This is a genomic window from Bradyrhizobium algeriense (assembly GCF_003062295.1).
GTDB classification, from domain to species: Bacteria; Pseudomonadota; Alphaproteobacteria; order Rhizobiales; family Xanthobacteraceae; genus Bradyrhizobium; species Bradyrhizobium algeriense.
Map to the genome: position 1 here is coordinate 224,141 of NZ_PYCN01000005.1, position 14,834 is coordinate 238,974.

The 14,834-nt window shown below is 61.7% G+C and carries 16 protein-coding genes; 4 read left to right on the forward strand and 12 right to left on the reverse strand.

Annotated elements, in window-relative coordinates:
• Window positions 1-111 precede the first annotated feature (111 nt).
• From C7G61_RS47000 to C7G61_RS13995, 4 genes are read left to right on the forward strand one after another with little or no spacing between them, the layout of a single operon-like run.
• Complete coding sequence (locus C7G61_RS47000; RefSeq protein ID WP_274542272.1) at window positions 112-1,143, forward strand: DUF4153 domain-containing protein; 1,032 nt, start codon at window positions 112-114, stop codon at window positions 1,141-1,143.
• Window positions 1,071-1,586, forward strand: a complete 516-nt coding sequence (locus C7G61_RS47005; protein ID WP_274542273.1) for a DUF4153 domain-containing protein — start codon at window positions 1,071-1,073, stop codon at window positions 1,584-1,586. Before C7G61_RS47000 ends, C7G61_RS47005 begins: the two co-directional genes overlap by 73 nt.
• A gap of 21 nt (window positions 1,587-1,607) precedes the next feature.
• Entirely contained in the window at window positions 1,608-2,312 is a 705-nt protein-coding gene (locus C7G61_RS13990; RefSeq protein ID WP_108514866.1) for a response regulator transcription factor, read from the forward strand.
• Complete coding sequence (locus tag C7G61_RS13995) at window positions 2,309-3,901, forward strand: ATP-binding protein (protein WP_420836759.1); 1,593 nt, start codon at window positions 2,309-2,311, stop codon at window positions 3,899-3,901. Before C7G61_RS13990 ends, C7G61_RS13995 begins: the two co-directional genes overlap by 4 nt.
• Before the next feature lie 14 nt (window positions 3,902-3,915).
• Here the strand turns inward: C7G61_RS13995 and C7G61_RS14000 are convergent, their stop codons facing one another.
• The 12 genes from C7G61_RS14000 to C7G61_RS14055 form a co-directional block, all read right to left on the reverse strand.
• Entirely contained in the window at window positions 3,916-5,148 is a 1,233-nt protein-coding gene (locus tag C7G61_RS14000; protein WP_108515082.1) for an acetyl-CoA C-acetyltransferase, read from the reverse strand.
• Window positions 5,149-5,313: 165 nt separating this feature from the next.
• Window positions 5,314-6,171 carry an HpcH/HpaI aldolase/citrate lyase family protein gene (locus C7G61_RS14005; protein WP_108514869.1) on the reverse strand — a complete coding sequence of 286 codons (858 nt, stop codon included), beginning with the start codon at window positions 6,169-6,171 and terminating at the stop codon, window positions 5,314-5,316.
• Between the two features lie 4 nt (window positions 6,172-6,175).
• The gene (locus tag C7G61_RS14010; RefSeq protein WP_108514871.1) at window positions 6,176-6,631 is read right to left on the reverse strand and encodes a MaoC family dehydratase; all 456 of its coding nucleotides are present in this window, start codon (window positions 6,629-6,631) and stop codon (window positions 6,176-6,178) included.
• Window positions 6,631-7,407 carry an enoyl-CoA hydratase/isomerase family protein gene (locus tag C7G61_RS14015; protein ID WP_108514873.1) on the reverse strand — a complete coding sequence of 259 codons (777 nt, stop codon included), beginning with the start codon at window positions 7,405-7,407 and terminating at the stop codon, window positions 6,631-6,633. The genes C7G61_RS14010 and C7G61_RS14015 overlap by 1 nt, the downstream gene beginning before the upstream one ends.
• Window positions 7,408-7,752: 345 nt before the next feature.
• Complete coding sequence (locus C7G61_RS14020; protein ID WP_108514875.1) at window positions 7,753-8,682, reverse strand: TAXI family TRAP transporter solute-binding subunit; 930 nt, start codon at window positions 8,680-8,682, stop codon at window positions 7,753-7,755.
• Between the two features lie 172 nt (window positions 8,683-8,854).
• Complete coding sequence (locus C7G61_RS14025) at window positions 8,855-9,061, reverse strand: enoyl-CoA hydratase/isomerase family protein (protein ID WP_244608285.1); 207 nt, start codon at window positions 9,059-9,061, stop codon at window positions 8,855-8,857.
• Window positions 9,058-9,939, reverse strand: coding sequence for a CoA transferase (locus tag C7G61_RS14030; protein WP_108514877.1), 882 nt, complete (start codon window positions 9,937-9,939; stop codon window positions 9,058-9,060). Before C7G61_RS14030 ends, C7G61_RS14025 begins: the two co-directional genes overlap by 4 nt.
• A gap of 24 nt (window positions 9,940-9,963) precedes the next feature.
• Entirely contained in the window at window positions 9,964-10,680 is a 717-nt protein-coding gene (locus tag C7G61_RS14035) for an ABC transporter ATP-binding protein (protein WP_108514879.1), read from the reverse strand.
• On the reverse strand, window positions 10,677-11,435 hold the full coding sequence (locus tag C7G61_RS14040) for an ABC transporter ATP-binding protein (protein ID WP_108514881.1): 759 nt from the start codon (window positions 11,433-11,435) through the stop codon (window positions 10,677-10,679). Before C7G61_RS14040 ends, C7G61_RS14035 begins: the two co-directional genes overlap by 4 nt.
• A 2-nt stretch (window positions 11,436-11,437) precedes the next feature.
• Window positions 11,438-12,457: a branched-chain amino acid ABC transporter permease gene (locus C7G61_RS14045; protein WP_108514883.1), complete on the reverse strand. Its 1,020-nt coding sequence runs from the start codon at window positions 12,455-12,457 to the stop codon at window positions 11,438-11,440.
• Window positions 12,454-13,356 (reverse strand): branched-chain amino acid ABC transporter permease, encoded by a 903-nt coding sequence (locus tag C7G61_RS14050; RefSeq protein ID WP_108515084.1) that lies wholly within the window; start codon window positions 13,354-13,356, stop codon window positions 12,454-12,456. The genes C7G61_RS14045 and C7G61_RS14050 overlap by 4 nt, the downstream gene beginning before the upstream one ends.
• Before the next feature lie 95 nt (window positions 13,357-13,451).
• Complete coding sequence (locus C7G61_RS14055; RefSeq protein ID WP_108514886.1) at window positions 13,452-14,711, reverse strand: ABC transporter substrate-binding protein; 1,260 nt, start codon at window positions 14,709-14,711, stop codon at window positions 13,452-13,454.
• Window positions 14,712-14,834: the final 123 nt, after the last annotated feature.

Below are 14,834 nucleotides of genomic sequence, written 5' to 3' on the forward strand. Positions count from 1 at the left end.
ATTGATCGAATGCCTGTTCCCACGAGACTAGCCAACGACGGGTGGTGGCTGTGCGAGCGCACCGCGACGGCGCTGGTTTGCAATTTTCCTCTCCAGACAGGTAGCGCAATAATGGCTGATTTCACCGCGCCGGCGTTCAATGCCGGCTCCGCTCAGGAAGGCACCTTTCCCGCCAAAGCAGCCATTGTTCTCGTGTTGGCAGCGCTGGCCGACTGGCTGTTCTACGGGCACGGCATTGGAATATCGGCCGCCATCTTTGCAGTCGCCGTGGCCTGCGGCTCGCTACTCGCCAACCTCGCAATCTTGAACCGAAGGCAGGCACTGCCGGCGGGCGCTCTCCTGCTGGCCGCCCTTGTCCCCGCTATCGAGGAATTCAACGTCGCGTCTCTGACCTTCATGGTGCTGGCTCTCGGCGTAGGCCTGCTGCTGACGACCAATCGCGATCGGCATCGTCTGCCCGAGCGAGCCGCGGCGTTATGCGATCTTTATCTGGTCGGCCCCTTCAGATTTTTCCGCGACGCCATCGGCGCGTTCAATCTGCCGGCACTGAGGACCGGGTTTGCCGTCTGGTTCATCCCGATCGTTTTCGGCGGCATCTTCGTGTTTCTGCTAGTATCGGCCAATCCATTGCTCGAGAAGTGGATCGGCTTGCTGAACCCGGGTAACACGGCTTCTTACGTGAGCCTCGGACGCGTACTGTTTTCGACTGCGGCGCTGTCGATCGTATGGCCCTTTATCCACGTCCGGTGGAGCGGCAAGCGCGAGATGCCGACAGGTTTAGCCGAAGCTGCGGCACTGGCGCGGGGAATACCATCGGGCCAAAACGACTTCTTCGGTGTTGCGACGATCCTCCGTTCGCTAATCCTGTTCAATTTGCTGTTCGCCGTTCAAACCGTTCTCGACGTCGCCTATCTCTGGGGCAACGCGACCCTGCCGGCTGATATCAGCTACGCTTCATATGCGCACCGGGGCGCCTATCCCCTCATTGTCACGGCGCTATTGGCGGCCGGCTTCGTTCTGGCCGCCATGCGGCCCGGTGGGCCGGCCGAGCAATCAAGGGTGATCCGCCCGTGGCGCAAAATGTCCTGCTGGTGCTGTCATCGATCCTGCGCCTCGACCTCTATGTTCAAATCTATCTGCTGACCTGGTGGCGCGTCGCGGCCTTCATCTGGATGCTACTGGTCGCGTTCGGACTCGTGCTTATCGTCGCCCGCATCGTTCTGAACCGCTCGAATGGCTGGCTGATCCGCGCCAACCTCCTCACCCTGACGGTAACGCTCTACATCTGCTCGCTGGTCAATTTCGCCGCCATCATCGCCGACTACAATGTCAGCCATAGCCGCGAAGCCGCCGGCAAGGGCGTGTGGATCGACATGAACTATCTGTTTTCCCTTGGGCCGCAGGCATTGCCGGCCATCGACCGGGCCATTGCCCTTCGCAGGCTCGATCCCACCCTTGTTTCCCGCCGTAGTAGCCTTGTAGAACAGCAACGAAGAGAGGTGGTATCCTGGCGGAGCTGGGGCCTCCGAAGTTGGCGGCTGCAGCGCATCCTGGACGCCCCACCGAAGAGTTCGACCACAGGCTAGTACGACTTCCCGGAGAGACCTTTGACGCACCGCATTCTTATCGTCGACGATGACCTGCACATTCGCGAGGTCATCCGTGTTGCACTGAAGAAGGCCGGGATGACTGTCTTCGAGGCGCGCGACGGCAAGGAGGCGTTGACCCGCTTCGCCGCCGACAGGCCGGATCTGATCATTCTGGATATCGGCATGCCGGAATTCGACGGCCTGGACGTCTGCCGGGAAATCAGAAAGTCCTCGGACGTTCCGATCCTTTTTCTCTCCGCCCGCGACGACGAGATCGATCGCGTCCTGGGCCTGGAGATCGGCGGTGACGATTATGTCACAAAACCCTTCAGCCCGCGCGAACTCGTGGCAAGGGTGAACGTCATCCTGCGTCGCATGGCTTCGCGCGGGCAGGATGCCAAGGCGTCCATGGCCGCGCTGTCGCAAGGCAGGCTGTCCGTCGACCCCGAACAGCATCTCGCCGAGTTTGCGGGAACCCCGCTTCGGCTGACGGCCATCGAGTTCGGAATTCTCAGGGCATTCCTGACAAGGCCGACGCTTGTCTTCAGCCGCGAGCAGATCATGAACGCCGCCTATCAGCTCAACATCCAGGTATCGGACCGCACCATCGACAGCCACATCCGCAATATCCGCGCCAAACTGTCTGCCGTGAACTGCGACAACGTCATCGAAACCATTCACGGCGTCGGCTTCAAGCTCGGCCGATGCGAGCCGCTGGCATGATAGCGCGCGCACGCGAGAAATGGCGACCGTCGGTGGGGCAGGTCATTTTTACTGCGCTTGCCGCTGCGGCGATGCTGCCTTTGGTCGGGCTGTTCTTCTTTCGCCTCTACGACAACCAGCTCATTCATCAGACCCAGGCCGAACTGATCGCGCAAAGCCGGGTGCTGGCCGCGGTCTATGCGCGCGAAGTGGAATCTCGCCTGGGCGCCGGGATTACGCTTGGCGCTGAAATTCCGCCTGAGGCGCGACCTGATCGCGAAGACCGGCTAACGCCGATCCGGCCCTCACTCGACCTCGCCGCCGGCGCCGACCTGCTTCGGCGGCGGCCCGACGCACTTCCGGCCAGCGCGCCCGCGTCGCAGCCCTATGCCGAGATCGGCGCGCGGCTGATGCCGATCATACTTGAAACACAGAAAGTTACGCTGGCTGGATTCCGTGTTCTCGATCCCCGCGGCGTCGTGATCGCCGGACGCGACGAGGTAGGTCAATCGCTGGCCCATATCGAGGAAATCGCCACCGCGCTGCAGGGTCAGTATCGGGCGGCCCTGCGGATACGCAAACCCGACAAGCCGCCGCCTCCGATCTACTCGATCAGCCGCGGCGTCGGCGTGCACGTGTTTTCGGCGATGCCCGTGATCGTCAACAACCACGTGGCGGGTGTCATCTATACCTCGCGAACGCCGAGCAACATCTTCGATCATCTCTATCAGGAGCGCCGCAAGTTCATTCTGGCGGGACTGACGGTCATTTTGGCGACCATCGCCATCGGCCTGGTTTTCTCCCGAACCATCACCCGCCCGATGCGCGAGCTGGTCGATCGCGCCGCGCGCATCAGCCGCGGCGATCGCGACGCATTCCAGCCGCTCGCCCATTACGGCACGCGCGAGTTCGCCCAGTTGTCGCACAGCTTCCTCGACATGGCTGAGCAATTGGCGAGGCGGTCGGACTACATCGCGACGTTTTCGGCACACCTGACCCATGAACTGAAGTCGCCGCTGACATCGATCAAGGGGGCCGCCGAACTGCTGCTGGATTCACTACAAAGCAAATCCGACAATCTTACCCGGATGGAACAGAAGAATTTCATATCGAACATTCTGGGCGACACCGGGCGCCTGGAAGCTATGACCCAGCGGCTGCGTGAACTAGCGCGCGCCGAGGCCGCGCCGCAGAACGAGCAAACCGAATTGTCACAGGTTGTCGGGGGGTTGAAGAGCCGATTCCCGACACGAGCAATCGAGGCAACCGGTAGCCTCGAGCGCCCAATCGGGATGTCCAGCGAAAAAGCGCTGATCGTGTTGTCGCATCTGACCGACAACGCCATCCGTCACAACGCGAAGACAGTGCGGCTCGAAGCGACCGAGGAAGATGGATCCGTCAGGATAACGGTCAGTAATGATGGCGATCCGATATCCGAAGCAAATCGGGAAAAGATCTTCGATGCCTTCTTCACCACACGCCGCGACACAGGCGGCACGGGAATGGGGCTGGCCATCGTCCAGGCCGTTATGACCAGCCACGCCGGATCGATCCGGCTACTGCCGTCCGATCAGAGCGTTGCGTTTGAGCTCTTGTTCCCGGCTGCCTAGATTGAGCAGTCGCCTCAGACCCGCTCGATAATGATCGCCGGCGCCATGCCGCCGGCGGCGCACATCGTTACCAGCCCCCGTCTGAGATCGCGCCGCTCCAGTTCATCAAGCACCGTGCCGATCAGGATCGATCCGGTTGCACCGATGGGATGGCCGAGTGCGATCGAGCCGCCATTGACGTTAACCTTCTCGCGGTCGAGCTTGAGGTCGCGGATGAACTTTTCGGCGACGACCGCAAACGCCTCGTTGATTTCAAAAAGATCGATATCGTCGAGCGTGAGGCCGGCCTTGGCCAGCACCTTGCGGGCGGCCGGCACTGGCGCGTTCAGCATCAGGGTCGGCGAGTCCCCCATATTCGCCATCGCGACGACGCGGGCGCGCGGCCTCAGGCCATGGGCTTTTGCGTAACTCGGCGACGCCAGCAAGATGGCCGCCGAGCCGTCCACGACGCCGGAGGAGTTACCGGCGTGATGCATAAAATTAATGTCGAGGTCGGGATATTTGTCGAGGATGAGCTTGCGGTAGGTTGTCCCCTTGTCGTCAAGCGCATAGTCAGCAATCGCAGGAAACGCCGGCTTCAAGCCGGCCAGCCCTTCGAGCGTGGTCTGCGGCCGTGGGTATTCCTCGCGGTCGAGCGCGAGGCTGCCGTCTTCGCGGTAGACCGGCACGAGGCTCTTGTCGAAATGTCCGCCCTTGATAGCGGCCGCCGCCCGCTTCTGGCTTTCGAGGCCGAGTCCATCGACGTCCTGCCGCGTGATGCCTTCGAGCGTCGCCACCGCGTCGGCGCAGACGCCCTGATGCGATTGCGGGTGCCGGGCGCGCAGGCGAAGATTGCCATTGTCCATCATGAACGGTCCCTCGCCGCGGCGGCCTTCCATCGACATCATCTCGGTGCCCCCGGCGATCACGAGGTCCTCCGAGCCCGACATGATCGAGCTGGCCGCCATGTTGACGCTGGTAATGCCGGATCCGCAGAACCGGTCCAGCGTCACCGCGCTGGCGCGCACGTCGTAGCCGGCATCAAGCGCCGACATCCGGCCGAGATCGCCGCTCTGCTGGCCGCGTTGCGAGCTGGTACCCCAGATGATGTCATCGACATCAGCGGTATTGATGCCGGTGCGACCAGCCAGCGCGCGCAAAACCGTGGCGCCGAGCTGCTGCGGATGAATGCCCGACAGGGCGCCCTTGCCGGCCTTGCCGACGCCCCGCGGCGTCCTGCATGCGTCAATGATCAGCGCGTCAACCATGGTGTTTTCCTTCTTGTTGATTGGCTGCATTTGCTGCCGAGCGTACTACACTGTCAATCCGATCGCGGCCGATTTGTAGCCCGGATGGAGCGCAGCGAAATCCGGGGCCGGATATCGGATGGATCCCGAATTTCGTTGCACTCCACCACGGCTAAATGATTTCGTCTACCGCCCCCGCAGCGCCAGGATCTTCTCCGCAGCGCGCAGATGCGGCTTGTCGATCATCTTGCCGTCGATCTTCACGACGCCTGAAGTCGGATTGTCGTTGAACGCCTTCACGACCTTCTCCGACCAGGCGATTTCCTCGTCCGTCGGCATGAAGGCGGCATTGACGACGTCCACATGCTTGGGATGGATCACCGCCTTGGCAAGGAAACCATCCTGACGCGCAGCGATGGACTCTTCCCGAAGCGCGTCGAGGTCGTTGATGTCGGTCGCAATGGTGTCGATGGCAACTACGCCGGCGGCCGCCGCGCTGATCAGGCAGAGATCGCGCGCCAGCAGAAACGGCCCGTGGAAGCGTCCTGCTGTCTGGTTCCGCGACGCGCCGAGCGAGGCCGCAAGATCCTCGGCGCCCCACATCATGCCCCACAGCCGCGGGCTCATGTTCTCGAAGTCGAGCAGCTTGAGGACGGCCCTCGCCGTTTCCGTCGCCACCGTCACTATTCTCGTAGAGCCATGTTCGATCCCGGCGGCCGCCTCGAAGGCATCGAGATACAGCGACAGGCGGTTGACGTCGGCGGCGCCGGCGCATTTCGGCAGCACGATGCCGTCCGGCCGGCCCGGCATAACGGCCGCGAGGTCGCCAAGCGTCATGCCGGTATCGAGCGCGTTGACACGGATATAGTTTCTCTGGCTCGGGCTCCTTGCATCGAGCATCTCGCGCACCGTGCGCCGCGCACCGACCTTCTCCTCCGGAGCGATCGAATCCTCGAGGTCGAGGATCAGCGCATCGGCCGCGGTCTTCTTGGCGCTCTCGAACTTGCGCAGGCTGTCACCGGGAACAAACAGGAATGATCTCATCGGCTCAGGCCTTCGGCTTGCAGTGCATCAGGCCGGTCCGGCGGCAACTCGCGACCACCTCGCCGCGCTGATTGGTCATGGTATGCTCGAACTCGACGATGCCCTGCGTCGGCCGCGACTTGCTTTCGCGCTTCGAGATGATCTTGGTATGCGCCTTCAGCGTGTCGCCGTGAAATACCGGCTTTGGGAATTTGACGTCGGTCATGCCCAGATTGCCGATCGTCGTGCCTAACGTCGTATCGTAGACGCTCATGCCGATCATGATGCCGAGCGTATAGAGGCTGTTGAACAGCCGCTGGCCGAATTCAGTATTTGCGGAGAAATGCGCATCGATATGCAGTGGCTGCGGGTTCATCGTCAGCAGGCTGAACATCGTATTGTCCATCTCGGTCACGGTCCTGGAGAATTCATGGTGAAATTCCCGGCCGACCTCGAACTCCTCGAAATACAATCCCGCCATCAGCGTCCCCTGTAGTTTGGCGTCCGCTTTTCGACGAACGCATTCAAGCCTTCCTGACAATCTTCCGTCGTTGCGACAAGCGCAAAGCTCTCGGCGGCGTTCTCGACCGAGCGGCGGAAATCGGCGTCGACCGCCCGCATGAAGGCGTCGCGCCCGATCTTCATGACGATTGGAGATTTGGCAGCGAGCTTGCTTGCGACCTCCCGGGCGCGTTCAAGCGCGGTGCCTTTCGGCACCACCTCGCTCAGCAGTCCCATGCGAAAGGCTGTCGCGGCGTCAAAGGGTTCGCCGAGGAACAGCGGACCAAAAGCCTGGTGCTTGCCGACCAACCGCGGTAATTGCACGAAGTGAATGGCGGGGATCAGGCCTACATCGATCTCGGGATAGCCGAAGGTACAGGCGTCGCCGGCGATGATCATGTCGCAGGAGATCGCAATCGTCATGCCGCCGGCGCGCACCGCGCCGTCGACGGCGGCGATGGTCGGCTTGCTCATGCGATACTGGGTATCGTTGAGCGCGAAATACAGCCGTTCGAGGAATTTCTTGGTCTCGATTCCGGGCTTGCCACGGACGGTGTCCAGATCAAGCCCGGCGCAAAACACCTTGTGGGCGCTGCCGATGATGACGGCGCGCACCGCTTCGTCGTCCCTCGCCTTCGAAAGCCCCGCCAGCAGCGCATCGATCAGGTCCATGCTGAGCGCATTGACCGGCCCGCGATCGAGCATGATCTCGGCAATATTGCCCGAGATGGAATAACGAACGAGATCGGTGCTCATGCCGTACCTCCCTTGGCCTGGCGCACCGCGCCGGCCTTGACCAGACCGTCGATGGCGCCACGCTCGAAACCCGCTTCCAGCAGCACCCTCGTAACTGTTCTGGCCTATATCAGGCGCGGGGCACAAGTCATCCTCCGAGAGGCTCGCGATGCCCGGCGTCCGCGGTGAGTACACCGGCCCGACGCCCGGCGTCTGCTGGCAGACCGCTGCCCTGGTCGCCTCGATATGGGCGTTGTGCAGCCATTCGCCGGGATTGAAGATCCGCGCCGCAATGAGAAATGCGATTCAAATTGAGGGCGCTTCAATGGCATACCAGGTCCGCTGACCGAGGCGCAGACCAAAAAACTAGCGCACGATTTTGATATCCGGGCCCTTTGGCTTGGGCAGCGCGCGCTCCTGCATTGCCACCACACATTCATATTGCGGCCATTTCGGCAACTTCTCGTCGAGATTCACTTCGCGCCATTTCGGGTGTCCGTTGACATCCAACCAGGCCTTGTTCTCGCGGATAATTTTGGCCACCTTGGCCACATTCTGGCACTGTTCGCCAGCGTAGTTGAACGTCATCAGCACGGCTTTGACCGCTACCGTTCTCACCTCGGTTTCCTGCCATTTGTATGTGCCGGCCGGGATGACTGCCGTGAGATAGCTGTCGAGGGCTTTGTCGTCCAACCCGATGAGCTGGAATTTATCGTCGACTGTTGTGTTCTCCGAAAACAGCGTCGCCGGTGCGCCGGCCACATAGAACATGGCATCGATTTCGCCCTTGCGCAGCGAATCCAGCGCTTCCTTGCCGCCGAGAAATACCTCTTTCGAGGGCGTGATTCCCGTCTGGAAGAAAATCGTCTTTGCAGTCAGGTATGTGCCGCTTCTTTGAGGACCTATCGCAACACGTTTGCCTTGCAAGTCGTGCAGCGTTTTCAAGGAAAGATCACCGAGAACGTGGACCTCCTCCTTGTAAAGCGGATAAACGGCAGCAAGCTTGGTGGCGATAACTTTCAGTTCCTGGTCGTCAGAAATGTCGCGGATATATTCGAGCACGTCCGACTGCACGATACCGAGTTGCACACCGCGCTTCTTGCGAACGTCGAACACGTTCTGGATAGACCCGGCCGATTCAAGAACCTGCAAGTAGACGCCGCTCGGTTCGACGATCTTCCTGATGTCCTCGCCAATCTTGATGTAGGTGCCAGCCGCACCACCCGTGACGATTCCCATATGCGGCGGCGTCGAGACCGACATGGCAAGCATAATGACCGAAACAAGAATCTTCATTACTCATTACCTCGCGTTATAACTCAAATCCGTCGGCCGGATGCAGGGGCCTGCAGAGCGACGGCTGCGTTAAGGGAGTTACTGCGATTTGAGAGGTTATACTTAAGGTAGTCTGGTAAGACAATTACGGCAAGTCTGCGGCGCAAGAGCCGGAAATCTGACTTCCGGCGATCTAATGTTCGGCCTTGGCGCGGTCGATCTCGGCATCGTGTGCGCTTCCGATGACGACGGCGCGCACCGCTTCGTCGTCCCTCGCCTTCGAAAGCGCCGCCAGCAGCGCATCGATCAGGTCCATGCTGAGCGCATTGACTGGCTCGCGATCGAGCATGATCTCGGCAATATTGCCCGAGACGGAATAACGAACGAGATCGGTGCTCATACCGTGCCTCCCTTGGCCTGGCGCACCGCGCCGACTTTGACCAGATCGTCGATGGCGCCACGCTCGAAGCCCGCTTCCAGCAGCACCTCGTAACTGTCCCGGCCTATATCAGGCGCGGGGCGCAAGTCATCCTCCGAAAAGCTCGCAATGCCCGGCGTCCGCGGCGAGTACACCGGCCCGACGCCCGGCGTCTGCTGGCAGACCGCTGCCCTGATCGCCTCGACATGGGCGTTGCGCAGCCATTCTCCGGGATTGAGGATCCGTTCGGCGATGAGATCGGCAGCATGCAACCGCGACAGCCAGGCATCCGTCGGCTGGGTCAGAAACACCTCGCGCAACTGCGGGATCAGCGCATCCACAGCGTCCGCGCGCCGGGCGAAATCGGCGAAGCGCGGATCGCGGGCGAGGTCGTCACGGCCGATGGCCGCGCACAGTCGCTTGTATTGCGGCTCGTTCACCAGCGTGACCATCATCCAGCCGTCGGCAGTCTGATACGAGCCCGCCGGCACGTTAAGCGCACGTGGCGCGCCGCCCTCCAGAATATGTTCGGCGACCTTGTGACCAAGCAAGGCGGAAGTCGATTGGCAAAGATTGACGTCGATCCAGCGCCCGGTGCCGACGGTTGCGCGCGCGAACAGCGTCGTTGCGCTGCGCTTGCCGCGGTTATAGACCGCCGACAGCGTGGTGTGGCTTCCATAGGTCGTTCCGAGGAAACGCGACCAATCGCCCTCCGGCGGCTCAACCTTGATAACGTCGGCCCCGTAGACGCCGAGCAGCATCGCGCAATAGGGCGAGGCGATGCCCTGCCCAAAATCGAGCACCCGCAGGCCGGCATACGGCGCCTCATGCGTCGGCGATAGCTTGCGTTCGATGGCCATTTCTTCTCCCGGATAGGCCGAAAGCTACAGCGCGAGGTAGCGCTGACGAATGTTATCGTTGGCTTTCAGCTCTTCGATCCCGGATGTGTAGACGATCTGGCCCTTGTCGATAACCGTCGCGTGGCTTGCAAGGCCAAGGCAAAAATGCATGTTCTGCTCGGCGATCAGCACCGTGGCGCCGGTGCCGCGGAGCTGCCGCAGCAATTCGCCGATCCGTTGCACGATAATCGGCGCCAGCCCCTCGCTCGGCTCGTCCAGCAGCAACAGCGCCGGATTACCCATCAGCGTGCGCGCAATCGCCAGCATCTGCTGTTCGCCGCCCGACAGCCTTCCTGCGATCCGCTGCCGCAACGGCTCCAGCAGCGGAAACACGTCGTAAACGCGCCGGATCGGCCACTCGTCCTCGCCATCAGGCCCCTTCTTGGCGCCGATGACCAGATTGTCCTCGACCGTGTGCTCGGGAAAGATTTGGCGATCCTCCGGCACGAAGCCGAGACCGGCGCGCGCGATGTGGTGTGGCTTCAGCCCGGACACCACTTTGCCGCGCAAAGTGACTTTGCCGCGGCGTGCGGGAGCGAGCCCCATGATCGCCTTCATCGTGGTCGACTTGCCGGCGCCGTTGCGGCCGAGCAGCGCCATGGTCTCACCCTGTCGCACCGACAGGCCAACGCCAAACAATATCTGGCTGGTACCGTAATAGACGTCGAGATCCTCGACCTGCACGACCGGTTGCGCGCTCATACCGCTGCTCCGGCGTGATGTTCGGTGCCGAGATAGGCCTCGATCACAGCCTCGTTGCGGCGGATCGCATCCGGCGTGCCGGTCGCGAGAATGCGGCCATAGCAGAGCACGACGATCTCGGGCGCGATCTTGAACACGATATCCATATCGTGCTCGATGAACACCACCGTGATCTTCTGCGTCTCCCAGAGCTCCCTCACCTTGTCGATCATCCGCCAGCGCTCCTCGGTGCCCATGCCGGCGGTCGGCTCGTCGAGCAGCAGCACCTTGGGATCGAGCACCAGAGCGAGGGCGATATCGAGCAGCTTCTGGTCGCCATGCGACAGCGTCGCCGCGGTGCGATTGCGCTTGCCGGCAAGTCCGAGCAATTCCATCGCATGCTCAGCACGGTCGCGGGTTTCAGCCAACGGGAAGCGCCGGTGCAGCACGCTGGCGCGCCGTTGATCGGCGCAGACGGCGGCGAGCATGGTCTCCTGCACCGTCAGCGACGGAAAAATGCTGGCCACCTGAAACGCCCGCCCGATGCCGTGGCGCACGATCTCGGGCGGCGATCGCCCGGCCATGTCGACGCCATTGAGCAGGATCTGTCCGGAGTCGGGCCTCAGCGCGCCGGTGATCAGGTTGAAGAACGTGCTCTTGCCGGCGCCATTAGGGCCGATCACGGCGGTGAGCGAACCGTCGGCAAAATCGAGCGTCACATTGTCGGTCGCCTTGACGCCGCCGAACGATTTCGAAAGGGAGCGTATCTCCAGCATGGCTACTTCCCCGAACCTTCGCGGCGTCGCGCATACCACTCGACAACAAAATCCATCAAGCCTTTCCGCAGGCCGATGGCGAAGAACAGGATCACGATCCCGAGCACGATGCCGTGATAGTCGGTCCAACGAGTAACGGTATCGTTGAGGATCAGGAGCAGCACGGTGCCGACCATCGGCCCCAGAAATGTAGTCACGCCGCCGAGCATGTTGATGAAGATGCCCTCGCCCGAAATGGTCCAATAGGCGAATTCCGGATAGGCTCCGGAGACGAACAGCGCCATGATGACACCGCCGGTGGAGGCAAACATCGCCGCCAGCACGAAGATCGTGAGTTTTGCGCGCCAGACATCGATGCCGACGAAGCTGGCGCGGCTGGCGTTATCGCGGATCATCCGCAAGGTATAGCCGAACGGCGATTGCGCGATCTGACGCATCAGTAGAAGCCCGATCACCAGCAGTGCGCAGCTTGTGATGTACAAATGCACATGATTCGACAAATCGATACCGAAAAAGGCCGGACGCGGAATGCCACCGCGCAATCCCTGATCGCCGCCGGTCAGCGATACCCAAGACAGGATGGTCGAGTGGATCAGCATCTGGAACGCCAGCGTCACGAAGGCGAAATAGATTTCCTTCAGTCGCACGCAGATGGCGCCAATGACAAGGGCGACGACAAACGTGATCACCAACGTTGCGACGAAAGCCACAGGGATGGGAACACCGGTCTTCTGCATCATCAACCCGAAGCCGTAGGCGCCAAGGCCAAAGAACATGCCATGGCCGAACGATGTCAGGCCGGTGTAACCGACCAGAAGGTTGAGCGACGTGGCGAACAGCCCATAGGCCGCGCAGCGGATCACGAAGTCGAGCAGCAATTTACTGCTGAAGACCATCGGCAACAGCGCAAGCACGACAAAGACCGCAAGTGCAATCAGGGCATCCCGATTACGGCGCGGCTTTGCTTCGGTGTGGGGCACATCGAGTGCCGGCGCCCCCTGTTCGGCCTGCAGCTCGGTCATGCGACCTCCTTGCCGAACAGGCCGGTGGGCCGGGACACCAGCACGATCACCATGAACAGGTACATCAGGCCTTCCGTGAACAAGGGAAAGCCGAGCGATCCGAACGAGCGGATCATGCCGATCAGGATCGCGCCGATCAGCGCCCCCAGGATCGAGCCCATGCCGCCGATCACAGTGACGATGAAGGATTCGATCAGGACGGAAAATCCCATGCCCGGCGTCAGCGAACGCACCGGTGCGGCAAGCGCGCCAGCAAGGCCTGCCAGCATGCCGCCCAACGCAAACACCCCGCCATAAATCAGGCCGGTGTTGATGCCGAGCGCAGACACCATGCCCGGATTATGCGCGGCCGCCCGGATCACCTTGCCAATTCGCGTGCGGGCAAGGCCGAGCCCGAGGATCACGGCAGCGACCAGCGCAACGCCGATCAGGAGCAAATAATACGGCGGCACCACGCCGCCGGCGATGAACAGCGGCGCCACCTGGAACGCCGCCGGCATACCCATCGACTTGAATTCCGGCCCCCAGATCATCCGCACCACGTCATCGAAGATCAGCACAAAGGCGTAGCAGACGAGCAACTGCATCAGCACGTCGGAGCCGTAGACCCGGCTCATGAACACGCGCTCGAAGATCAGGCCAAGCAAGGCCGTGCCGGCCGCCCCGCACAGCATCGCCAGCGCAAAGCTGCCGGTGTATTGGTAGGCCGTCATCGCGAAATAGGCGCCGAACATATAGAAGGCACCGTGGCTGAAGTTCACCACCTTGAGCACGCCGAAGATCAGCGTCAGCCCGACGGCGACCAGGAACAGCAACATGCCGATGATGAAGCCGCTGGTGGTTTGCGTCACCAGGCAGGCAGAACTGGCGAGACAGCCGGTAAGCGCGTCGAGATCCAAGGGAAACATCCATTGCAGCGTGCCAACAGGGGCGCGCGAGAAACACTCGGCAGCAAGCAGAGGCGGCTACACCGCCTCCGCTCTTCGCCAGTCGATCAGGTGTAGCCCTTGGTCTTCTTCCACTCGGCTTCGAGTTCGAAGATCGTCTTCCAGTCGCCGGCCTGAACTTGCGGCACGTAAGGCTCCTGCGGGATCGTCGTTCCCCAGCCGATCGCATAGCCGACCAGCGTCTGGTCCTCGGCGCGCATCGTGACGGTGCCGTCGGCGCCGAACGGCGACTTGATCTTCAACCCGCGCAGCGCCTCCGCAATCTTCTTGCCGTCGGCGGAATTCGCCTTCTTCGAAGCCTCCGCTAACAGCATGATTGCAGTTGCATTTTCCCATGACCAGTTGGTGGGATATTCGTTGTACTTCGCCTTGTAAGCGTCACCCCAAGCGGCGTTCTCAGGGGTTGCGGGATAGGTCTTGATGTAGCGGTTGCCGGAGTGAATGCCCTTCGGCAGGTTCTTCACCACCGTCAGCGCGGTGTAGTCGGCCATGTTGACCGCGAACACCTCCATCTGGCTGAACAGCGCATAGATGTTGGCCTGATCGATGTAGGACGTGAGGTCGCCGCCCCAGAGGCAGGAATACAGCGCCTGCGGCTTGGCCTGCAGGATTTTCGTCACCACCTCAGTGTAGTCAGGCTGGAACAACTTGGGCCAGGACTCGCTGATGATCTCGACGTCGGGCGCGAAGCGCTTCAGGTATGTCACGTATTCGCCGGTGGTGTCGCGGCCATAGGCATAGTCGGGCGAACAGGTCGCCCATTTCTTCAGGCCCTTGGCCTTGGCGATCGCCGCTGCGTAGCTGCCGCCGACGATCGAGTCATGCACGCCCTGGCGCGCGGTGCGGAACGCGTTGGGAATGTGCTGCTTGGGATCGGCCGTCAGCGCCGAGGTTTCCGAGTTGGTGTGAAGGCAGAGCACGCCGAGATCGCGCGCCACTTCATGCACCGCGAATGCACCCGATGACGCTTCCGCGTCGATCAGCAATTCACATCCATCGGTATTGACGAGTTCGCGGGCGACGCGGGCGGCTTCCTGCGGCTGTCCCTTGGAATCACGGATCACCATTTCGACCTGACGTCCCGCCAGCCCGCCGGCCGCATTGACCTTTTCGACTTCCAGCATCACCCCGTTACGCGACGAGGTTCCGAGCTGCGCCACGCGTCCGGAGAGAATGGTCGGCATGCCGACCTTGATGGTCTTGGCCTGCGCGCGCGCCACCCAGGGTGTCGCAAATGTTACGGCCCCGGCGCCCATCATCGCCAATGTCGCACGGCGGCTTACGCCCGGTTTGCGGGTTCTCGTCATTGCTTCCTCCCTGTGGGGTTTGCGTTCCCAAATCCCTGCCGGAGATCGCGTCGCCTCCGTACTCACAAGGATTTCAGAGCAAGGGGGGTGACGTCAAGCCAAATATGAATTACGAGTCATAGT

Bases quoted from the DNA above. Each gene is read 5' to 3' on its own strand.
- C7G61_RS14000 (WP_108515082.1), bottom strand. From the start codon at position 5,148: ATGGTTGACGCGCTGATCATTGACGCATGCAGGACGCCGCGGGGCGTC.
- C7G61_RS14020 (WP_108514875.1), bottom strand. From the start codon at position 8,682: ATGAAGATTCTTGTTTCGGTCATTATGCTTGCCATGTCGGTCTCGACG.
- C7G61_RS14040 (WP_108514881.1), bottom strand. From the start codon at position 11,435: ATGCTGGAGATACGCTCCCTTTCGAAATCGTTCGGCGGCGTCAAGGCG.
- C7G61_RS14055 (WP_108514886.1), bottom strand. From the start codon at position 14,711: ATGACGAGAACCCGCAAACCGGGCGTAAGCCGCCGTGCGACATTGGCG.
- C7G61_RS13995 (WP_420836759.1), top strand. From the start codon at position 2,309: ATGATAGCGCGCGCACGCGAGAAATGGCGACCGTCGGTGGGGCAGGTC.
- C7G61_RS47000 (WP_274542272.1), top strand. From the start codon at position 112: ATGGCTGATTTCACCGCGCCGGCGTTCAATGCCGGCTCCGCTCAGGAA.
- C7G61_RS14005 (WP_108514869.1), bottom strand. From the start codon at position 6,171: ATGAGATCATTCCTGTTTGTTCCCGGTGACAGCCTGCGCAAGTTCGAG.
- C7G61_RS14045 (WP_108514883.1), bottom strand. From the start codon at position 12,457: ATGACCGAGCTGCAGGCCGAACAGGGGGCGCCGGCACTCGATGTGCCC.
- C7G61_RS14025 (WP_244608285.1), bottom strand. From the start codon at position 9,061: ATGAGCACCGATCTCGTTCGTTATTCCGTCTCGGGCAATATTGCCGAG.
- C7G61_RS14030 (WP_108514877.1), bottom strand. From the start codon at position 9,939: ATGGCCATCGAACGCAAGCTATCGCCGACGCATGAGGCGCCGTATGCC.
- C7G61_RS14010 (WP_108514871.1), bottom strand. From the start codon at position 6,631: ATGGCGGGATTGTATTTCGAGGAGTTCGAGGTCGGCCGGGAATTTCAC.
- C7G61_RS14035 (WP_108514879.1), bottom strand. From the start codon at position 10,680: ATGAGCGCGCAACCGGTCGTGCAGGTCGAGGATCTCGACGTCTATTAC.
- C7G61_RS14015 (WP_108514873.1), bottom strand. From the start codon at position 7,407: ATGAGCACCGATCTCGTTCGTTATTCCATCTCGGGCAATATTGCCGAG.